This window comes from Chitinophaga sp. YIM B06452, assembly GCF_039655965.1.
Lineage (GTDB): Bacteria > Bacteroidota > Bacteroidia > Chitinophagales > Chitinophagaceae > Chitinophaga.
In genome coordinates, this window is sequence record NZ_JAWLKY010000004.1 from 273,371 (window position 1) to 294,665 (window position 21,295).

Annotated in this window: 18 protein-coding genes; 7 read left to right on the top strand and 11 right to left on the bottom strand. The window is 52.7% G+C overall.

Features of this window, described 5'->3' with window-relative positions; translation table 11 throughout:
- The first annotated feature begins 44 nt into the window (after positions 1-44).
- Entirely contained in the window at positions 45-1,298 is a 1,254-nt protein-coding gene (locus tag R3I13_RS21060) for a GAF domain-containing sensor histidine kinase (RefSeq protein ID WP_346319948.1), read from the top strand.
- A gap of 55 nt (positions 1,299-1,353) precedes the next feature.
- Here the strand turns inward: R3I13_RS21060 and R3I13_RS21065 are convergent, their stop codons facing one another.
- The 3 genes from R3I13_RS21065 to R3I13_RS21075 form a co-directional block, all read right to left on the bottom strand.
- The gene (locus tag R3I13_RS21065) at positions 1,354-1,695 is read right to left on the bottom strand and encodes a HopJ type III effector protein (RefSeq protein ID WP_346319949.1); all 342 of its coding nucleotides are present in this window, start codon (positions 1,693-1,695) and stop codon (positions 1,354-1,356) included.
- 78 nt (positions 1,696-1,773) lie between these two features.
- Complete coding sequence (locus R3I13_RS21070) at positions 1,774-2,685, bottom strand: helix-turn-helix domain-containing protein (protein WP_346319950.1); 912 nt, start codon at positions 2,683-2,685, stop codon at positions 1,774-1,776.
- A gap of 68 nt (positions 2,686-2,753) precedes the next feature.
- The gene (locus R3I13_RS21075; protein WP_346319951.1) at positions 2,754-3,479 is read right to left on the bottom strand and encodes an SDR family NAD(P)-dependent oxidoreductase; all 726 of its coding nucleotides are present in this window, start codon (positions 3,477-3,479) and stop codon (positions 2,754-2,756) included.
- A 321-nt stretch (positions 3,480-3,800) separates the two neighbouring features.
- Between R3I13_RS21075 and R3I13_RS21080 the strand changes: the two genes are divergently transcribed.
- Positions 3,801-5,108, top strand: coding sequence for a vanadium-dependent haloperoxidase (locus tag R3I13_RS21080; RefSeq protein WP_346319952.1), 1,308 nt, complete (start codon positions 3,801-3,803; stop codon positions 5,106-5,108).
- A 92-nt stretch (positions 5,109-5,200) separates the two neighbouring features.
- On the opposite strand, the gene R3I13_RS21085 is transcribed toward R3I13_RS21080, so the two are convergent.
- The 4 genes from R3I13_RS21085 to R3I13_RS21100 all read right to left on the bottom strand — a co-directional run bounded on the left by R3I13_RS21085 (position 5,201) and on the right by R3I13_RS21100 (position 15,732).
- Entirely contained in the window at positions 5,201-6,715 is a 1,515-nt protein-coding gene (locus R3I13_RS21085; RefSeq protein ID WP_346319953.1) for a glycoside hydrolase family 30 protein, read from the bottom strand.
- A 2-nt stretch (positions 6,716-6,717) separates the two neighbouring features.
- Positions 6,718-8,391: a RagB/SusD family nutrient uptake outer membrane protein gene (locus R3I13_RS21090; protein WP_346319954.1), complete on the bottom strand. Its 1,674-nt coding sequence runs from the start codon at positions 8,389-8,391 to the stop codon at positions 6,718-6,720.
- Between the two features lie 18 nt (positions 8,392-8,409).
- Positions 8,410-11,502 carry a TonB-dependent receptor gene (locus R3I13_RS21095; RefSeq protein WP_346319955.1) on the bottom strand — a complete coding sequence of 1,031 codons (3,093 nt, stop codon included), beginning with the start codon at positions 11,500-11,502 and terminating at the stop codon, positions 8,410-8,412.
- 141 nt (positions 11,503-11,643) lie between these two features.
- Positions 11,644-15,732 (bottom strand): two-component regulator propeller domain-containing protein, encoded by a 4,089-nt coding sequence (locus R3I13_RS21100; protein ID WP_346319956.1) that lies wholly within the window; start codon positions 15,730-15,732, stop codon positions 11,644-11,646.
- Between the two features lie 345 nt (positions 15,733-16,077).
- Here R3I13_RS21100 and R3I13_RS21105 point away from each other — a divergent pair, with 345 nt between their 5' ends.
- Positions 16,078-16,590, top strand: a complete 513-nt coding sequence (locus R3I13_RS21105) for a methylated-DNA--[protein]-cysteine S-methyltransferase (RefSeq protein ID WP_346319957.1) — start codon at positions 16,078-16,080, stop codon at positions 16,588-16,590.
- A gap of 12 nt (positions 16,591-16,602) precedes the next feature.
- Here the strand turns inward: R3I13_RS21105 and R3I13_RS21110 are convergent, their stop codons facing one another.
- Complete coding sequence (locus tag R3I13_RS21110; RefSeq protein WP_346319958.1) at positions 16,603-16,989, bottom strand: helix-turn-helix domain-containing protein; 387 nt, start codon at positions 16,987-16,989, stop codon at positions 16,603-16,605.
- 114 nt (positions 16,990-17,103) lie between these two features.
- Here R3I13_RS21110 and R3I13_RS21115 point away from each other — a divergent pair, with 114 nt between their 5' ends.
- On the top strand, positions 17,104-17,700 hold the full coding sequence (locus R3I13_RS21115; RefSeq protein WP_346319959.1) for an NAD(P)H-dependent oxidoreductase: 597 nt from the start codon (positions 17,104-17,106) through the stop codon (positions 17,698-17,700).
- Between the two features lie 48 nt (positions 17,701-17,748).
- On the opposite strand, the gene R3I13_RS21120 is transcribed toward R3I13_RS21115, so the two are convergent.
- The gene (locus R3I13_RS21120) at positions 17,749-18,393 is read right to left on the bottom strand and encodes a winged helix DNA-binding protein (protein WP_346319960.1); all 645 of its coding nucleotides are present in this window, start codon (positions 18,391-18,393) and stop codon (positions 17,749-17,751) included.
- Positions 18,394-18,513: 120 nt separating this feature from the next.
- Between R3I13_RS21120 and R3I13_RS21125 the strand changes: the two genes are divergently transcribed.
- The 3 genes from R3I13_RS21125 (at position 18,514) to R3I13_RS21135 (ending at position 19,787) form a co-directional block, all read left to right on the top strand.
- On the top strand, positions 18,514-18,984 hold the full coding sequence (locus tag R3I13_RS21125; protein WP_346319961.1) for a hypothetical protein: 471 nt from the start codon (positions 18,514-18,516) through the stop codon (positions 18,982-18,984).
- 18 nt (positions 18,985-19,002) lie between these two features.
- Positions 19,003-19,365, top strand: a complete 363-nt coding sequence (locus R3I13_RS21130; protein WP_346319962.1) for a DoxX family protein — start codon at positions 19,003-19,005, stop codon at positions 19,363-19,365.
- A gap of 74 nt (positions 19,366-19,439) precedes the next feature.
- Positions 19,440-19,787: a glyoxalase superfamily protein gene (locus R3I13_RS21135; protein ID WP_346319963.1), complete on the top strand. Its 348-nt coding sequence runs from the start codon at positions 19,440-19,442 to the stop codon at positions 19,785-19,787.
- Here the strand turns inward: R3I13_RS21135 and R3I13_RS21140 are convergent.
- The gene (locus tag R3I13_RS21140; protein WP_346319964.1) at positions 19,784-20,203 is read right to left on the bottom strand and encodes a VOC family protein; all 420 of its coding nucleotides are present in this window, start codon (positions 20,201-20,203) and stop codon (positions 19,784-19,786) included. The genes R3I13_RS21135 and R3I13_RS21140 overlap by 4 nt on opposite strands.
- A gap of 3 nt (positions 20,204-20,206) precedes the next feature.
- Positions 20,207-21,067, bottom strand: a complete 861-nt coding sequence (locus R3I13_RS21145) for an ankyrin repeat domain-containing protein (protein ID WP_346319965.1) — start codon at positions 21,065-21,067, stop codon at positions 20,207-20,209.
- Between the last annotated feature and the right edge of the window lie 228 nt (positions 21,068-21,295).

Consider the following 21,295-nt stretch of genomic DNA (forward strand, 5'->3'; position numbering starts at 1 on the left):
AAATCTACCCGGCCCTTAACAAAAAGAACTTCGTAAATTACGGTATGTCTACGTTTGATGTCCGGTCTGATCAGCAGCAGGCCACGAAAGTTCTCGTCAGCGCCGTACAGGAAATGTCGCTGGCACGCAACCTGGAAAGCGTTATGCGCATCGTTCGCACCGCCGCGCGGCAGCTCACAGGAGCTGATGGAGCCTCCTTTGTATTGCGCGACCAGGGCATGTGCTATTATGCTGATGAAGATGCTATTGCGCCGCTGTGGAAAGGACAGCGTTTTCCTATGGATATCTGCGTTAGCGGATGGGCCATGCTCAACAAAAAGCCGGCAGTGATCGAAGATATTTACAAAGACAAGAGGATCCCCATCGATGCCTACCGCCCCACCTTCGTCAAGAGCCTCGTGATGGTGCCCGTAAGAAGCATCGACCCCATTGCGGCGATCGGCAACTACTGGGCCAGCAAGCATTTCCCTACCGATGAAGAAGTGGAGTTACTGCAATCCCTTGCCGATATCACGGCCGTCAACATGGAGAATGTACAGGTTTACAGTGAGCTTGAACAACGGGTTAAGGAACGCACACAAGAGCTGATCGATTCCCTGGAACGGGAAAAGCAGATGAACGCCGTGAAGAGCCGCATGGTATCTATGGCATCCCATGAATTCAAAACGCCGCTGAGCGCCATACTTTCCAGCGCTTTTCTACTGGAAAAGCAAATGGGAGAAGATGCTGAAGGTAAGAAAACGAAGCATTTCGGACGGATCAAGTCCTGCGTGGACAACCTGACCGCCATGCTGAACGACTTCCTCACTGTAGATAAACTGGAACAGGGCAGAGCCCAGATGTACAGCGAACAGTTTGACCTGCGCAGTTTTACAGAAGATATTGTGGACGAGATTGCCGGCACTTTCAGAAGAGGGCAGGTGGTAAGATCCACATATGAGGGGAATATGCTGATCACGCAGGACAGGAAAATATTACGGCACATCCTGCTCAACCTTCTTTCCAATGCCAGCAAATATTCCGGCGAGCACCAGCCGATAGACCTGCACATTAAGGTCTCCGAAAACCAGGTCAGCATCTGCGTAAGAGACTATGGCATTGGTATCCCTTATGAAGACCAGCAGAAGATCTTCAGCAATTTCTTCCGCGCCGCGAATGCGCATAAAATACAAGGCACCGGGCTGGGACTGAACATCGTAAAACGTTATACAGAACTGCTGGAGGGCACAATCCGGTTTGACAGCAAACCGGGGGAAGGCACGACCTTCGAGTTAAGTTTCGCCAGTTCCGCGGAGTGATTTAAACCGCCTGCGATATCAGAACCTCCTGCATTTTTACTGCGGTTTTTCCCTGCTATTTTTCCAGCAGCGCCTGCCCTTCAAACACTATCCCCGGCCAGCCATGCTTCATAAATTGCCGGATGTTCTGATGATCCGTTCCATCCGGGTTATTTAATACCGATTGATAGTGCTCTGCAAATAAGTAAAGAGTTTCTACTTCGTCCAGGTTATTTAACTGTGCGAAAGCAAAAACCTTGGCGCTGCCCTGGTTTTGCGTTGCTTCGTTATACGCCTCGCCGTTTTTAAAAGCGCTAGGCTGATGTTGATAGTACAATTCTATAAATTCAATCACCTCTTTGAACGGGAGGGAATTGTCCTTCAGGTTTTTGATCAAAGTGACCAGTTGCTCTTTCATCCGGGATTTTATTTAACCGGCCAAAAATAGAAATTTGATGTTTGTTTTTATACTATTTTATTCAATGCATTGTTCCTCCTAATTCAACTCCCTGAACCCGCTCGGCGACTTCCCCGTTTTCGCCTTGAAAAGCTTCGCGAAATGTGAAGGATGCTCAAACCCCAGCTCATAGGCTATTTCACTGATAGACTTCTCGGTGCTCCATAATAATGATTTTGCTTTTTCCACCAGTTCGAGATGAATATGTTCCTGCGTTGTTTTGCCGGTGAATTTTTGTAAAAGATCGGATAGATAGCCGGTGGACAGGTTTAGCCGCGAAGCGAAATAGGAAACCGGGGGCAACCCTGCTTCGATCAGGGCAGGTTGATTGAAATATTCTTTCACCAGCCGTTCAAACCGCTGCACAACGTCTGCATTGACCTTGGCGCGGGTATAGAATTGCCGGTCGTAAAAGCGGTTGCAATAGTTTAATAGCAGCTCCACGTTGCTGACGATCACGCTTTGTGTATGCTTGTCGATGTGCTGGCTGTATTCCCTTTCGATCTTGTGGACGCAGTCTTTTAATATCTGTTTCTCTTCTTCCGATACATGTAAGGCTTCGTTGGTCTCATACTGGAAGAAAGTATATTCATGCATCTTAGCGCCCAGGCCGGAGCCATGCAGCAGATCGGGGTGAATGAATAACGCCCATCCCTCGTCTACCTTCACATCCGGGCCGGGGCCGATCACCTGCCAGGGAGCGGTGAACATAAGGGAGCCTTCCCTGAAGTCATACAGGCCTTTGCCGTAATGCAGCAATCCTTCAAACTGCTTGCACGAGATCGTATAAAAACCAAACCGGTAAAGGGCGTCATCCTTGGGCCGCCGTGCGTAAAAATCGGTGTGGTCGATTACGCTGATCAGCGGGTGCCGCGGCCGTGGATATTGTACCAGGTCGTGCAGGTCGCTGATGGATTCGAGGTCTGTATAAGACGGCGTTACTCTTTTCATGGATGCGGTAAAGTTACGAAATTGGAAAAGCTGCCCTGCGGGTTTGTATTCCATGCAGGGCAGGCTGCCTAAACGCCAGTCTGCGCGGCCATCATGGCTTTGAAAGCAACATCATCCGTCTGCAACCGTACCTTTAGCAATTCCACCGCATCCTGCCCGACGGGATAGCGCAGCTCCGCCGTACCGTCTGTAGCAGCGTGGTAAATGGCTTCGGCAACCTCGCCGATGTTTTCAGACATAGGCCACTGTGCCAGCTTGCCGGCAAACTCATCAAACCGACCCTGGTAATCGCTTATGCCGCCGGCTCCATAGTAATTCATAGAACGGCCGGCAAAATCGGTTTTATAACCACCCGGTTCTACCAGCTTCAACCGGATGCCCAGCGGGTTGAGCTCATACTGCAGCGATTCTGTCAGGCCCTCTACGGCAAACTTGGTGGCATGGTAGAGCGTGGAGAACGGGAAGGTAAGTCTTCCGCCCATAGAAGATACATTGATAATAACCCCCGTTCCCCGTGTGCGCATCACCGGCAATACGGCCTTTGTTACGTCGATGAGGCCGAAGACGTTGACCTCGAACTGCTGCCTGACCGCTTCATCCGGCGCCGCTTCCAGCGCACCCAATGTGCCAAAGCCCGCATTGTTGACCAGCACGTCGATCTGGCCGAATTGCTCTATGGCAGCAGCCACAGCCGCTTTGATGCTCTCTTTATCTGTTACGTCCAGCCGGGTGACCAGCACGCCGCTTAAGGCAGAGAACAGGGTGGTGGTACCAGGAGAACGCACGGTAGCCACTACGTTCCAGCCTTTTTAATGGAATAACTCAACGGCGGCTTTCCCGAAACCTGAGGAGGCGCCCGTTATCAATACTGTCTGTTTCATTTTGATCTGTATGAATTGTTCCATGCAAAGGTCCTGCGAACCGCCAGGCCCGGCTTATACATTTCAGGGTAAGACTTATACAAATCCCGGCCTAACACCCCTGGACTTCCCAGTACAATTTTTGGCCTCCTGAGGCCAGCCACCCTCTGGGAATTGACGGAATATTGCAGCTTTAATTAAAACCAAAAAGAAAAATTGTTTCTCATGACCTCAACACACAAACTGTCAACCCCAATGCCAGTGCTGATTGCACTCGTTTTTACATTTCTATTGGCATTTAATTCCTGCGCAAAATGGGACCATCCCCGCAAAGACGAGTCACCCGCCGGTTTCAAAGCGGATGTAATTGAAAAATGGACGGCCATGCAGCTCAGGCTGATGAAAAATGCGACCGGGATCCCTAACCACGCATTTTCCCGGCATTACGCGTATGCTGGCATCGCAGCCTGGGAATCCATTGCGCCCGGCGTTCGCGGGCACGAATGGGTAACTCAAAAATGGAACGGCCTCAACAGCCTGGCCGGCAAGGCACACCACCGTAAATATTACTGGCCCGCCAATGCCAACGCCGCACTCGCATCCATCAACAGGGCCATGTTCCCCAACGCCAGCGCTGCAGACAAGAGCGCGGTGGATTCCCTGGAGAACGCATTCAATGAAGAGTTCCGCCAAAAAACGGACGAGCAGACGATGACCAATTCCATCCAGTTTGGCCGGCAAACCGCCGAAGCTGTGTTTGCCTGGGCGCAGACCGACGGGGCGAAAGATGCAAGCAGCCCTTATACCCGGCCCGAAGGAGAAGGCTTATGGAAGCCCACCCCGCCTGCATTTGCGCCTGCCGCAACGCCGTACTGGGGCAAGAACCGCCCGGTGGTGGCCGGCAGCATCGCCGGCGCGCAATGCCCCGCGCCCATGGCTTACTCCGCAGCAGCCGGCTCGCCTTTTTATAAGATGGTGCTAAAGGTATGCGACTCTTCGAAGGTACTGACGGACGGCCAGAAACAAATGGCGCAGTTCTGGAGGGATGTTCCCGGCGTATCTTCCCCGGGGCATTGGGTAAGCATCCTGCACCAGGCGCTTGGCATCGCCAAACCTTCCCTGGCAAAGGGAGCGCTGGCGTACGCCCTGAGCGGAGCGGCAGTGAACGACGCGCTGATCGCGTGTTTCAAGGATAAGTATAAATACAACCTTGTACGCCCGGTTACTTACATACAGGAGATAACCGGCGATATGATCTGGGCGCCATACCTCGGTACGCCCGCCCATCCTGAATATCCTTCAGCACATTCCTCGCTTTCAGCAGGCGCAGCTACTGTGCTGCAGGAGTTGTTCGGGGAGCTGCATGTTTTTACGGATCATACTTATGATTATATGGGATTTTCTCCAAGGTCTTACCCTTCTTTTGCGGCTATCGCGCAGGAAGCAGGACTGTCAAGGTTTTACGCGGGTATTCACTATCTGCCGTCTGTAGAGGCGGGCCTGCAGCAAGGCATCAAAGTAGGGGAGAATATCCTGGAAAAGCACCCCGGTGCAGGATTCTAACGAAGGGATATAAAATTTCCGGGCGTGTATAGCGCTTTTGTTAAAAGATAACAGGCGGCTCTTATGAAGCTGCCTGTTATTGTTTTATTAAACTACATTTTTCCTACCAACGTCACTACCGATCTGCCGGGAATGACTGCCTTTCTATTGCTATGCGGGCGGCCCGGTTGCAGGCTGCTGTCTTCCGCAGTCGTATAACTGCGCAGCTGTTCCGGCTTTGCATGACTGAAATTCAGCGTTATATCAACAGCAGCGGGATCATTGTTGACGATCACAATGTTGATGGAATTATCAGTGTTCCTGTAAGCTGATACCAGCAGTCCCTGCGCACTGTCTGCGCTTGCCTGTATCCTTTTTGCGCCCGGCCTGATAAAGCGGCTGTAGTTGCCCAACACCCACAACATTTTGCTATCCTGCACCTGCCCGTCTGTTTTATTTTTATCGATATAGACGAGGCCGTCTTTGTAATTGTACGGCGAAACAGCCAGCCAGTATTGCCAGGCAGTGGCATTGGCGATGGTAAGATCATGATGGATCACCCGCGCGAGGTACAGGGCTGCTTTCATTCCCAGGTCTTTCCCTTCGCCATTGATCTCGCCGCCATTGTCGCCCAGGATGCAATATTCCGATTGCCAGAAATCAAGGCCCGGTACGGAAGCCACGCTGGCCGCCAGTTGCCGCCTCATCGCCACCGCCGGGGACGCGGGAGAGGTGGTGAAATAACTGTGGCCTGCAATGCTATGCCTGACGTTTGGCAGGCCTCCCAGGTAATTGGGAGAACCTTTGCTGAAAAAGGCTTTGATCTGTTCGCCTTTACCGGGTTTGTCGTGCGTTTCATACAGGTAATTGATCTTGCCTGCTTCCGCGACCAGGATCTTTGCATCCAGTTTTTTAGCAGTGAATGTTTCACTGAGTTTTTTGACAAGGCCGCTGATCTCGTCGTTGTTATACGGGCAGCCTTCCTGGCCGCCGTCGCTCCAGTCCCATTGCGGTTCGTTGGCGGGGCTGAAATGATCGAACATTACGCCAGACCTGCTTTGGATCACGGGGATCACTTCTGCCACATAATCAGACAAGGCTGCGTATTTACCCGGGCTGAGGTTGCAGTTCCCTTTCGTGGCAAATGCTTTCCCATTGACAGTGAGTTGCACCGGCGGACTGTTGAGGAAAGCGAGGAAGTATGGAACTCCTCTTTTCTTTGCAGCCTCCAGGAACCACAGCTGCCCTGCCTGCCGTTCCCGGCTGATGGCATCTTCATCCAGGAAAGATGCGGCGCGGCGCCATTCATCTTTGATGCCGCTGGAATCTCCCTGCTTTGCGCTTCCTGCGCCGATGTTGAAACGCCACATGGAAAGGCCTATGCCACGGGGAGCGCCTGTGGCGGTGGTGTCTGTGCTGAACAGCCAGTCTGCCATCTGGTTACGTTTTTCATCAGGCCAGTTGCCGGCGAACTGGCATGCCCATGCATCGGACGCGGCAAAGTTGTGAATGGCCTGGTACGTAACTGCCGGATCTATATGAATGGCAACGGGTTTTCGCGGCGCAGGCTGTGCTGCGGCTTGCTGTAGCGCCAGTGCGGCGCACAGCGATAGTAGTATGTTCTTCATGATCAATAGCCTGTGTTCTGTGTCAGCTTATTGTTAGATGATTGTATTTCCGATCTCGGGATCGGCAGCCAGTAATGTTTGTTGGCGAAGGAGCGGTTGCTCAGCGCCACTTTACGCGTGTAGCTGGGCACCCCGTTGCTCCTGGTCACATCTATGCCATATGCCGGCACATTCTCGGTCACATTCGCGATCTGCCAGCGGCGCACGTCATAAAAGCGGTGTTCTTCGAATGCAAGCTCGACCTGCCTTTCTTTCCGGATAGCTTCCCTCATGGCCGCCTGCGTAAGACCGGCGGGCAGTGGCGGTTGCGCGGTGCTCGCCCGTTGGCGCACCTGGTTAACGGCGTTATACACTGTGGCATCGGGACCGGCGGCTTCATTCTGCGCTTCCGCATAATTCAGCAGCACTTCCGCGTAACGCAGGTAGATCCAGGGTTGCAGCCCGGCTACGTTCCAGGGATTGTCTATCGGGTTGTTGTCGTCCATGAACTTACGAAGGTAATACCCTGTTTTGGTAGTATTCCAGTTGGAAGGGCCGTCTTTGCTGTCTTTCCCGCCTGGCGTGTAAATATCCACGGTACTGCCCCTGTAGGAAGCGCCGTTGTAGAGTATGGTAGCAGCCAGCCTGTTGTCCCTGTTGGCATAGGGCTGCTGCGGGTTGTATCCTGAAGTGGGATCGGTGATGTCTTTGCCGTTCTTCATCTGGTAAGCATCTACGAGGTTTTGCAGCGGCGTGTTGCCCGCCCAGCCGCCATAACCATTGGGACCATTTGCTATTTCCATGCAAACGTGGCGCGCGCCTACCGCAAAGTACCTTGCAAAAATGATCTCGTTGCTGCCGGAGGTAAGGAACAGTTTGCCATAATCGGCCGCCAGCGCGTACTGGTTCAGGTCCATAACTGCTTTTGCGGCGGCAGCGGCGGCCTGCCAGGTACCTGCATTGTACAACGGGCTGGCGGCATATAACATCAGCCGCGCTTTTAAAGCCAGCGCAGCGCCTTTGGTGGCCCGGCCCAGGTCCCAGGTCTTGTCTGCATTCTGCGCAGGTAAGGCCTGTGCGGCTGCATCCAGCTCGGCTATGGCGTAATCAAGGCATTCTTTTATGCTGGAGCGGGTAAACAAACCGCTTGTTGCCAGGTCTTCTTCCAGGTTGTACACTTTGTCGCCCATCAGCACCACGCCGCCGTAGTTGCGGATGAGGTCGTGGTAGCGGAAAGCGCGGATAAAGCGCAGCTCGGCCCTCAGCGTGTTCCTTTTACCATCGCTCATCTGCACGCTGTCTATTTTGCCCAGCGCGTAGTTGCATTCCCTGATGCTGCGGTAGCTTCTTCCCCAGATGGTGCCGGTGATGCCGGTGTTTTCGGGGGCCAGCTGCCCGCGCTGCACGAGCCAGGTATTATCGTCGTTGTTGTAGATGGATTCGTCTGAAAGCGAGCTCCACATAGCGTATTCGAAGCCGCGGCCAAAGCCGGGCAAAGTGCCTTCGCCCTCTTTGTCCTGCAGCCTGATGCTCATGTAGCGGTTTATCACATATATTTCAAAAAGCGCGGAATCCGCCAGCAGCGTTACTTCCGGGATACGGTCCGTGGGCACGATATCCAGGTAGTCTTTTTTACAGGAAGTAAATATCCCGGATAATATGAGCGCCGATATAATTAAGATGTTTATAGTCTTCATTGCTTTGATCTTTTCGGTTTAGAACTTAACATTTACGCCAACATTCACGATGCGCTGCTGCGGGTAGAACTGCCCGCTGGCGCTGGCGCCTTCCGGGTCGTAGTCTTTCACGGGGGTAATGGTGAAGAGGTTGAACGCGCTTGCGTACACGCGCAGCCCTGTGATCCTGATCCGGGAAAGCAGGTCTGCCTTGATGGTATAACCCAGTTCCACATTTTTTAAACGCAGGAAGGAGGCATTGTTCAGCCAGAAATTGTTCTGGTAAAGACCGCCGTTGATGGAGGCTGATGCGCGGTCGTCTGCCCGGGGATAAGTGCCGGCGGTATTGTTGGGGCTCCAGCGGTTGTCTGCCCAGCTGCTGTAAAAATTGCCCACTGTACCGGATTCCGGCAGCACGTATTGGCTCACATGCGCCTGGCCAGCGAGCACGGCAGAGAGGTCGAAGCCTTTGTAATCCGCGCCCAGCACCACGCCGTAAGTAATCTCAGGGATGTTGCCGTATTTTGTTCTCACCTGGTCGTCTGCAGTGATCTGGCCGTCGCCATTGTAGTCCCTGTAGATGAGGTCCCCTGGCTGGTTGCCGTTCAGGTGGGGGTATTTGTTAAGGTCGTCCTGGGTCCTGTAAATGCCGGTCACGTCATACAGCAGGTAGGTGTTCAGGGGCCTTCCTGTCTGCCGCTGGTAGTCCAGCGCGCCTGCTGCTTCGTCGATGAATACGATCTTGCTTTTTGCATAGGTGAAGTTGCCGCTGATGCGGTAGCCCAGCCCGCCGGGAGTGGTGTTGTTATATCCCAGCGAGGCTTCTATGCCGTTGCTGTTCACCTTGCCGATATTTTCCGCAGGCACCAGCGGATCGCTGGCATGAGGGTTCACGATACCGGAGGTCTGTGGGATGGACGCGTTACGTTGTGTAAGGATGTCTGCCCGTTTCTGCTGGAAATAGATGAATTCCAGGTTGAAATTTTTCAGGAAAATGGCATTGATGCCCACGTCCAGTTTTTTGGACCTTTCCCAGGTAATGTCAGGGTTGCGCAGTTTGGTGAGGTCTATCCCCGGGCGGATGGTGCCGCTGCTGCCCAGTACATAAAGGTTATTGAAGGAGTAGTTGTCGAAGTACTGGAACAGCCCGACGTTGTCGTTGCCCAGCGTACCGTAAGACGCGCGCAGCTTCAGGTCGTTGATGAAGGTCACCGGCTGGAACCATTCTTCTTTTGATATCCGCCATCCCGCGGATACGGAGGGGAAGAAACCGTATTGATTGCCGGGTGCAAATGTGGAGGAGCCGTCTACACGGGCCTGCACTTCCACCAGGTATTTTTCGAGGTAGTTGTAGGCCACCCTGCCGATATAACTTTTACGGGTGAAAAGGTAGCTCTTGCCAGCGTTGTTCTTATCCGCGGCGGCGGGCCCGCCCTGGGAAAGCTCTGGCGTTTGCGTGGACGGGAAGTTCAGGCGGGAGGCACTGAGACTGTCCATCACGGTTTTGCTCTGCTCATACGCTACAAATGCGTCTATATTGTGATGGCCGAACTGCCGGGTAAAATTGAGCTTGATGTTGGACACGCGCATCTCCTGGTTCTGCTGCAGCTCGGTGAGCGTTGCCGCACCGGCGGAGCCGCCTGTCACTACTTTATCATACGTGTTGGTGCCTGCGTTATAATTATACAGGATATAAGGTTTGGCGAATGACTTGCTGAAATTCCAGGATTTGTCCATGGAAAAGAACCCGTCCAGCGACAGTCCTTCAATGCCGGGTATGGCATAGCTGCCTTTCAGGATGCCGTTGAAAACCTGTGTGGGATTGCGGTTGGTGCCGGCTATGTCTGTTACCTGCATCACCGGGTTATTGTTCTCTATGCCGGTGGTGGGCAGACCGTTAGGATAAATGGCGGCCACGGTAGGGTAGGCGCGGTAGATAGACCGGAACACATCTCCCGCGCCGGTCTGCGGGAATATCCTGTCTTCCTGCCGGCCAGAAAGATAGAGGCTCACCTTTAGGCGTTTGGTCACATCCGCGTCGATGTTGGACCTGAAATTATATTGGTCATACTGGGTAACACCGTTGCGGTACAATCCATCCTGCCCGATGATGCCCAGCGAAATGAAATATTTCACGTTGTCGCTGCCGCCGTTCACGGAAAGGCTGTGCTGGTGCTGCCGGGCGGTCTTTTTTAAGGTAGCGTTCTGCCAGTCTGTGTTCGGGTAATTGAGCGGGTCGGAGCCGTCCCTGAATTTTTGCAGTTCTTCGTCTGTATAGAACTGGTTGAGCCCCCCGGCCGGGTTGTTATAATATTGTATTTCATTCATGATGGCGCCGTAAGTGGCTGCGTCTGCCATTTTGGGCAGGCGGGTAGGCGAGGAGAACCCCTGGTTGAAACTATAGCTGATGGAGGGTTTCCCGGTCTTGCCTTTTTTAGTGGTGATCAGTATCACCCCGTTGGCGGCCCTGCTGCCATACACGGCGGCGGATGCGTCTTTCAGCACTGTTACGCTTTCGATATCATTCGGGTCCAGCCTTTGCAGCCCGCCGATCTGCCCCGGCACGCCGTCTACCACCACCAGCACGTCGTTGTTGCCGGTAGTGGCCAGCCCGCGGATATACATATTGGAACCGTCGTACCCGGGCTCGCCGGACCTGTTATTGGCAATGAGGCCTGAAAACCGCCCTGCCAGGGAGTTGGACAGGTTAGGCTGCGGGCTCTTCACAATATCTGCCCCTTTCACCGTTGAAATGGAACCGGTGAGGGTGGCTTTTTTTTGCGTGCCATACCCTACCACCACTACCTCGCTCACATTCTGGCTGTTGGCCACCAGCGATATTTCCAGCGGGGAATGGTTTTTAACGGGCATTTCCAGGGCGGCGTAGGAAATATGATTGAACACCAGCGTGTCGCCAACGGCGGCCTGCAGGGTAAATTGCCCGTTCTGGTCTGTAAGCGTCCCCTGGTTGCTGTGCTTTATCCTTACGCTTACGCCCGGCACCCGGTCTGCCCCGGAGGTTACTTTCCCTGTAATGCTGGCGCGCTGTGCCTGGACGGTAAGGGTGGAGAGCAGAAGAAGGAAGGAAAGAAATGCTCCAATGCGTCCGGACGTTGGTCGAGATCTTTTCATAACTAGAATTTGGAATGAGTAATTATACAGCCTCGTGGCTTGCGGTCAATGCATGCAAATTAAGCCGTGGTTAAGCAGGGGGAGAGGGGGTAAATCGTTTAAAAAAGGGGGTAGAATCATATTTTACCCCCTTTTAAGCGGCTATTTTAAGGCGTCTGAACGGATGATATTATAATCACCATTAAACGAATGGCGGTATTTTTTGATATAGTCGGAAGGGTTCATGCCGAACAGTTTCACAAACTGCTCGCGGAAGTACCGGATATCGCCGATGCCCACTTCGAGGGCTGCCTGGTTGATCGTATAATTTTCTTTTAACATTAATACCGCCGCTTTTCTTAAACGGATGGAGCGGATAAAGGAATTGATCGTTTGGCCGGACACTGCTTTCACTTTTTTATACAGGCTGGAATGACTCATGCCGACGGCCTGGGTGAATGCTTTGATGGAAAAATCGTCGTTGTCCAGGTTTTCTTCGACGATCGCCATGCACCTGCGCAGGAAATCCTGGTATTCGGCGGGCACGCGTATGCTGCTGCTCTTTAAAGTGATCTGGTCCAGGAAATATTGCCTGAGCAGGTTCCTCGTTTTGAGGATATGCTCCACTTTGGCCAGCAGCAGGTCTTTTTCGAAGGGTTTGGTAATATAGTCGTCCGCCCCGCCTTCAATGCCCATCAGCTGCACGTCCGGGGAAGAGGCGGAGGTGAGCAGGATCACCGGTATATGGCTGAGGTGTTCGGTTTTCCGGATCTTCCCGCACAGCTCCATGCCGTCCATTCCTTCCATATGCACATCGCTGATCACCAGGTCGGGCATGCATTTGTTGACCATGGCGAAACCGGTATCGCCGTTGTCTGCCTCATAAATAATATACTTATCGGCGAAAAGCTGCTGGAGGTATTTCCTGATCTCCGCATTATCGTCGATGAGGAGGATGGACCACTTCCCCGTCACAAGGTCTTCCGCTGCCGGTTCCCGGTTTATCCAGGCCGGCTCTTCGGGCGCGGGCGGAGGACTGGTTTCCGCGGTGAGTTCTTCCAGCAGGACGGATTTCGTGGCGGCATCCCCGACAAACCATGCCGCAGGCAGGTGCCCGGCGCCTTTTTTCAGGCGGATAAAAAATGTGGTGCCTTCCTGTACGCGGCTTTCGTAGGAAACGGCGCCCCCATGGGCTTCAATGAAATGTTTTACGAGGTACAACCCAATGCCGAAGCCGGTCTGCAGGCGCTCGGGGCGGTTCCTGGCCTGCCTGAACTGTTCGAAGATAAGGTCGCCGGCCTGCCCGTCTATCCCGCAGCCGCTATCGCTGATGCTGATCAGCACTTCGTTTTCCTGCTCCTGCAATTCGAAGGTGATGGTGCCTCCTTCGGGGGTGAACTTAAATGCGTTGGATAAAATATTGAAAAGAGCTATTTCAATTTTTTCATAATCGGCATATATGCCGGATGTGATCCCTTTTTGGATGAACTCATATTGAATATGTTTGGCCTTTGCCTGCTGGGTGAAGCAGAGGTACACTTCATTGCAAAGCTCTGCAATGTCCGTCCGCGCGATCTTCAGCTGGTCCCCTCCTGCATCGGCTTTCCGGAAAAGCAGCAATTGATCCACCAGGCTCAGCAACCGGCGGGAGTTGCGGTATACCACGCCGAGGTCTGCATGGCTGATCTGCTCTTCTTTTTTGTGGATCAGCTCTTTCAGGGGATTGATGATCAGGGTGAGGGGCGTTCTGAACTCATGCGATACGTGGGTGAAGAAGGTGAATTTTCTTTCGTTATGCTCCTTTTCTTTTTCACGTTCGAGGTGCGCGAGTTTTATTTCATATTTCAGGCGCTCCTGCCGGGCGCGGTACTGTATATAAAAATAGATGGCGGCCGCCAGGCAGGTGACATATAAAAGATAGGCCCACCAGGCCCTGTACCAGGGCGGCAGCACGGTGATCTTCACGGCGCGCAGCTCCCGGCCCCATTTCCCGTCTGTATTTGTTGCTTTTATTTTGAAAGTATATTCCCCTTCCTGTAAACGCGTGTAATTCGCGGTGCGGGCATCGCCTGCGTAATTCCAGTCTTTGTCCCAGCCTTCGAGGTAATAGGCATAGCTGATCTTGTCGGGCGAAGTATATTCCAGCGCAACAAAATCCAGCGAAATGGACGCCTTCCCGTAAGGCACGCGCAGCGCGGGTATATCCCCGCTGTTGCCGGCAATGTAAGCGGTATCCTGCTCAACCGGGACATTGTTTATTTTTACGCCCGTGAGCAGCACGGAGGGTATGTCCTTCTGTTCATACACACTGTCAGGATAAAAGATATTGAACCCTTTGATGCCGCCTACCATCAGCTCACCGGAACGCAGCTTCAGTGCGGCATTGTAGGCGAACTGGTTGCTTTGCAGGCCGTCTGATTGTGAAAAATTCCGGCATGTCCTTGTTACAGGGTCGAAGCGCGACAGCCCGTTGTAAGTGCAAAGCCAGAGGTTGCCGGTATCGTCTTCCATAATGCGGAGGATGGAATTGCTGGGCAGGCCGTCCGCATCGGTGAACCGGGTGAAACCGCCGGTGGCCGCATTAAAAAGCAAAAGCCCGCCGCCGTCCGTTCCCAGCCAGTACAGGCCCCGTTTGTCTTCGTGAATGGCCCGCACGGTATGGCCGGTGTTATATACTTTATGTTTTTTATGGGCCCGGTCGATCTTTACGAGGGAAGAATAATTGCCGCCCCAGAGGTTGCCCCGGCTGTCTTCCGCCAGGCATTGGATGTTCGTGATACGTTTATCAAAAATATCGAAGCGGTTGGCAGCACGGTTGAAGGTATACAATGTGCCGTTGTTGGTAGTGCTTGCCCAGAGCGTTTTCTGGGCGTCTTCATATACCAGCCATACATTATTTTCTTCTGCTTTGGTATAGGGATTCACGCAGGTAAACCGCTCGAAGGTACCGCTGGCCGCATGGTAGCGGTTTACGCCGCCAAACCAGGTGGAAAACCAGGTATCGCCGCGGCCGTCTTTTATGATGTTGGTAATGAAGTTGCTGCTGATGCCTTTCCTGTTCCCCGGATCCCAGGTGTAATCCTTCCACGTGTTATTCGCGCGGTTCCAGTATTTCAGGCCGCCGCCATCGGTTCCTATCCAGATGTACCCGTCCTTGTCTTCACAAAATGAAAAGATGAAATTATTGGTCGGGCTAAGCGCATGGTTGTTGTTGAAGGAATGCAGCTCAAACGGCCCGGGCCTGGGCTCGATGATATTAATACCGCCGCGCAGGGTGCCGATCCATTTGCGGCCTTCCCTGTCTTCACAAATGGAAAAGACAGCGTTGCTGCTGAGCAGGTGTTTGTTGCCTGGGAAGCTCAGGGCGCTTGCTTTCGTTTCACCGGGGCGGAGAATAAATATGCCTTCCCCGTCTGTGCCTATCCAGATATCTCCATGTTTGTCTATGCAAAGGTTCACCGCTTTGCAGTTGTCTTCCAGGTAATTGCCTGAAAAAGTGCCCGTCCGCTGGTCGTACCTGAAAAGCCCGGTATTGGCGGCCAGCCATAAGCCGCCCTTGCGGTCGGTTCTCAGGCAGTTGCCTCCCTGCACCTGGTTGTTCACAACAGCGAGCGTGTTGTTGCCGGCATCGTAGAGGCATAGGCCTTTGTTTTGTACGAACACCCAGGCATACCGCGCGTCCGCATCAAAATCGATCGCCATTACTTCGTAATCCACGATCCTGCCGGAGCCTTGCAGCAAAGGTATCTGCCGCCCTGTTCCCCCACCGGCGCCGAACAGGAGCAGGCCATTATTCTCGGTGCCTACAAGTACTATCTTCTTTTTGTCGGATCTTATCACATGGACATTCCCAGCCAGTTTTTCAGCCCTGGCTGAACCAGCGGGCAGGTACATAGCCGGTGAGAACTTTTCATGGAAAGGATCAAAAATGCTGACGCCCTTTCGGCCGCCGATCCAGAGCCGCTCTGCGCCATCCTGCTCCAGCGTCCATACACCGTTATCCGCCAGGGATGTGCTGTCGCCGGTCTTGTTCCTGTATATCCTGAATTTATAACCGTCGTAGCGGTTGAGTCCGTCGTAGGTGCCAAACCACATGAACCCTTTGCTGTCCTGGTAAATGTTCACCACGGCGTTGTTGGACAGGCCGTTCTCTATTCCCAGGTATCTTACCGGGTTGCTGGCAGCTAAAAGGGAGTTGGCTGTAATGATCAGCGGGAATAGTAGCCATGCTCTAATTCTCCTCACACTCATATGGCAATTTTAATTTCTATAAAAACTGGCAGAGCACCTTCGTTTAGATTTTGTTGCTTCGTAATAACGAAGCAGTAAATTGTCAATTTAACACTTTTTGGCGTTAAATGATTGTCCGTTTATTTATACCAACGTATTCGCGTCATTGCGAGGAGCTGCGGGGGATTTGTGGAAGGGGCGACGAAGCAATCTCCCAACGCTGGGTGTGACAATCCGATGCAGGAGATTGCTTCGTCGCGCCACCGCGTTGGCTCTACTGCTCCTCGCAATGACGCGCTGGGATACGCAATAAGGCAGGTCATGTTTTTCTTGCTGCAATTCATCAAAATTGCCTAATATTAAATAATGGAATATGCTTATAAAGAGGTGGATTCCCCGGTGGGGAAACTGAGGATAGTAGCCAGCAGCGAAGGCCTGGCCGCTATTTTATGGGAGAACGATAAGCCCAACCGCACGCGTGTGCGGAAGTATGTGGAAGAACCACAGCACCCGGTGTTGCTGGAAACAGAACGCCAGCTGGAAGAATATTTTGCAGGCAAACGCAGAACCTTTTCCGTTACATTGGACCCGGATGGAACAGCCTTCCAGAAAGAGGTCTGGCGCATACTCTCCACCATTCCCTATGGAGAAACAAGAACTTACCTGGACATTGCCCGGCAGATGGGCAACATTAAAGCCGTGCGCGCAGTAGGCGCTGCGAACGGGAGAAATCCTATTTCCATCATTGTGCCCTGCCACCGCGTATTAGGCACTTCAGGGGAACTGACGGGCTTTGCCGGCGGCATCGAAACAAAAGCGGCACTGCTGGCTATGGAAGGGGTAAAGCGGGGAACGAAGCAGGCCGAACTGCCATGGTAGCTCAGCGGCCGATCATTTTTGAAGTTCTTTTTCCAGCAACTGCAGTTTGCTCATATACAGCACATGTTTCCGGTGCTGCCTGCCCCAGGCGCTCAGTAAATTAACGATTTCCTTAAGCGATTCGCTGTATGGCGTAAGCTCGTAAGATACCTGGCCGGGGTTGCCGTTTACTTCGATCCGTTTCACAAAACCGTTCAGCTCCAGGTCTTTCAGCTCTTTTGAAAGCACCTTCGGCGTGATGCCGTCTATAGACCGCTCAATTTCATTGAACCGCTTTGCATTGTTGAGCAATGCGGAGATCACAAGCAGCTTCCACTTTCCGCCAATGGCGTAAAGTGCGTCCTGGACCCCGCCAATGTGCGACTTGCATCTTTCCACGTTATGGGTAAGTTCGTTCATTTTTAAGGAGAATTTTTGGTGTCACTATCCTTTTGTATACCGCTATCCCACTGGATAGTCGCGGCTTTTGTAAAGCTAGTGAAAATAATTTTGCCTTACCAAAAAGCAAAAAGAATGAACATTTTACATCTCATTTCGAGCCCGAGGCAAGAGGGCTCATTCAGCATTCAACTCGGCAGAGCCATTGTAGCGCAGCTGCAATCCAAATATCCCGGCAGCACGGTCAAAACCCGCGACCTGACCGCCGCGCCTTTCCCGCACCTGGAAGAGGTACATATCACTTCATTTCACACGCCGGTGGAGGCGCGTTCACTGGAGCAGGTGGAGGCGCTGAAGCATTCGGATGAAGCGATCGATGAGCTGATGGAGGCAGACGTGGTGGTGATAGGCGTGCCTATGTACAACTTCGGTATTCACTCCGGCCTCAAAGCGTGGATAGATCATATTTTCCGCGTGGGGCGCACATTTAAATATGGTGAACAGGGGATAGAAGGGTTGGTGAAAGACAAAAAAGTGTATCTCGCCATTTCAACCGGGGGGATTTACAGCGAAGGCGCCATGAAATCGTTCGACTTCACGGAACCTTACATGAAAAGCGCGCTGGGCTTCATTGGCCTTACGGACGTTACCGCTTATCGTGTAGAAGGGGTGGGGCTTCCAGATGTGAAAGAAACCGCCCTCGCGAAAGCGATCGAAAAGGTGGCCGTGTAAATTTTTATGTTGAACAGGAAAGGGCTTTCCCGTACGGGAAAGCCTTTTTTATGCGCCTTCACTGATCACTTCCCCGTATACTTCTTCAAACGGCCGCCCGCGGTGTTTGGGCCAGAGGGCAGAAAATTTTATCTCGACGTTCTTCAGCAACTGGATGCACAGTTGTTTATCGTCTTCCGTCAGGTCGTTCAGCATCATTTCCGCCATTTTCCGCACCCTGGGAAAACTCATGGCGATCACCTTTTCGCCTTTGGCGGTGAGCTCAATGCGTTTGGAGCGCTTGTCTTCCACGTCGTCGTATTCTTTGATAAGCCCTCTTTTGATCATGCGGCCCAGCATATCCGTGCCGCTGCTCAGCTCGAAAAGGTTGGCATAGATCACTTCCGTTTTCCGCGGATTCTTTTCCTGCTTGATAGTGAGCAATATCCCGAATTCTTCGATCTGGTTCAGCTCCGTGCCTTTCAGCGCCATGTTGGCGTAGGAGAAGTTCAGCTTATGTATGCGGCCGATGATCTTTAATAATAACCCATCGGCCACAGGCGGTACCACGCCGCCTACGAGCGGGTCTTTGGTCTCTTTGGCCTGCGGCCGCCGCCGGGCAAGATAGTGCCGGCAAAAATCTTCAATATCCCCGTCCGGGTGGTTCTCCTCAAATTTTCCCCAGGCATTGACCAGTGCAACAGTCTTATTCATAAATAGTTAGTTCGATTTCGGAGCAAATATAAAAAATATGCTTCGGTTATTTGGTTTTTGCTACGTTATCGTCTTATATTTGATATAAATTTATTCGAAAACGAAATAAAAGTATTTACCATGACGACCATGACTATTTACAACATTGCGCTCATTACGCATCTCGCGGGGCTGGCCATAATGGCGGGCGCCACCATACAGGATTTTTCCATCACACAGCAATTCTGGAAACATTTCGCCGCCGACCGGTCGCGCGGGCTGGCTATCCGTGAAGCGCGTGCCCGGTCGCCTTTGTTTTTCGGCATCGGCGCGGCCTGCCTGATTGTTTCCGGCGTTACCATGATGTTTCTCACCAATGGTGTGTTTGGTGAGCAAGTGTGGTTCCGGATCAAGTTCGGGCTGGTGATCCTCCTCATCATCAACGGCATCCTGCTGGGCAGGTTGCAGGCGGGCAGGCTGGGCAAACTGTTGAAGGAAGGCGCGGGAGAAAGCAGCCTGCTGAAGGTGAAAGGCAATATCAGCCGCTTTCACCTGCTGCAGCTGACCTTGTTCCTCGTGGTATTTTGCCTGAGTGTATTCAAATTCAATTAACCTTTCATTTGCTTCAACATGGAAAAGACAAAAAGGAATCATTTTGCCATCACCGCGTTTATCAGCGCGTTCATGCTTTTCAGCGCTTATTTTACGCTTACCAACAAAGTGGCCATGGGTCTGCTGGGTTTCCCGGATTATTTCAGGATAGAGCTGACGGTGGCCAAGATCATCGGCGCCATCGTGATCCTGCTGCCGGGCGTGCCGCAGCGTTATAAGGAATATGTGTTCGTGGGTTTTTCCATCTGCCTGGTATCCGCTTCCATCGCGCACTACTTCAGCGGCGACCCGTTCTATAAAGTGATACTGCCGCTGAGCGAGCTGGTATTGCTGCTGCTGGCTATGCGCTATTTTAATAAACAGGCTGCGAAAGCGAAATGATGGGCAGTGGGGCGGGTTCTGATGGAATATTAGCTGTAAACGCTATCAACGTGTGATTTTCTTAAATTCACGGTATGAAATTCAATTGCGTTATCCCCATATTGTATTCGGCCAATGTACCGGCGAGCCTCCGTTATTACACAGAAGTGCTGGGGTTTGAAGAGCACTGGGGAGGGGGCGACCCTCCTGATTTCGGCGGCGTCTCCAAAGGAGAGGTGTCTGTTTTCTTTTGTGAAGGCGGGCAGGGGCAGCCAGGCACCTGGTTGTCCATTTTCGTGGAGAATGTGGATGAGTATTACGAAAGCATCAAAGCGAAAGGAGCAAAGATCGTTTCCCTCCCGGAAAATAAAGATTGGCACGTGCGGGAAATGCTCGTGCAGGATCCTGACGGGCATTATATCCGTTTCGGGCATGGCATTTAGTTTCCTTCCTGCGGCCAGTGGAATACCACCAGGAACCCGTCCGGGTCGCGGAAATAAAGTGCTTTGAAGCCGTAACCGGTATTCACCGGGCCTTCCACTTCCACGCCGTTGGCCGTTAGCCGCGCATGCGCGGTATCCAGGTCCGGGCATCCGAAATACAGTACCATGTCTTTCTTCTGCGTCGCCGGCCCGCGTTCCGCGGGTTGCGCATCTTCTTCGTAAATAGATTCCAGCATCAATTGGATGCCGCCCAGTTCCAGCAGCACCCAGTGGTAGTTCTCCGGCTTTACGGGTGGCACGGAGGTTTGCGTGAGCTGCAGGCCGAGCACGTCCCGGTAAAAGCGGAGCGAAGTGGCCATGTCGGCCACGGGGATGAGCGGCGCCATCCCGCGGAGGTCAAGCGGATTTTCGGGCATAGATCATTTTTCTTTGAGGTAAGCTTCGATCACGGCGTAATTTTCCTTTTTCTCCGGTGTGCTTTCATCTGTGCTTTGCATATACACGGCCCAGCCCAGCGGCGTGCCGTGATATACCCGGTCGGGAATGGCTGGGTCTGCGCCGGCTTCCATCAATACTTTCACGGCATCGAGTGAACCAGAGAACACTGCCTGGTGCAGGGCGGTGGCATGATGGTGAAAACCGTGGTCTTTTTCAGGCAGGGCATTGATGTCTACACCATGCTCCAGCAGCAGGCGCAGCATATCGGCGTACCCGTAGAACGCCGCGGCAACAAACGCCACCTGCCGCTCGGCAGCGCTGGACCGTTCCAGCAGCGCGGGCAGCCAATCCGTACGCCGCAGGCAAACCGCCGCGGCCAGCGTGAGATCGCCTCCCCGGTCTATCAATCTTTGCGCGGCATCTATATTATTATGCGCCAGCGCGCCGATCCCACTGCCCGGCCTTGCGCCGTTGTCGATCAACAGGTCAATAAGTGTCAATTGCACACCATATTCCCTCGGTACCCTGCCGGTGGCTACCAGGCCGAGCGCATAATCCAGCTGTTCCTGCAGGGTTTCGGGAGCGTGCTGCCGGATAGCCTTTATGATGGCGGCGGCGATAGCAGTGATGTTTTCAGGCAGCTGGCCCTTTTCTACGGGATTGTCTGCAATGAACCAAAGGAGATATGGATGCCTGAAATACCCGTCTTCCGGTGTATGATGACGGTAAGATGCAAGCTGCGGATGCCAGGCAAGCAGGTGTTCCAGTTCAGGCAGGTCGCCGGAACTGACGGCGTCCGCCGCTTTCATGAAAATGGTATCTGTGATGGCAGGGTCGGGCATATAGATAGTTTAAACGGCTCTGCTGTCAATTTACTGAATTTGATCTTGCGCATAAAACAAACAGCGGAGATTAACAATCTGCGTCCTTATCCGTGATGAAATGTTAAGCGCTAAAATTTATTATTGATAATCAATCGAATGTGATAAAAGGTATACATTTCAATACCTAATTATCAACATATGCCTACCCCCGTTCATGATGCGTTCAGTTAATTTCGGGCATGATCA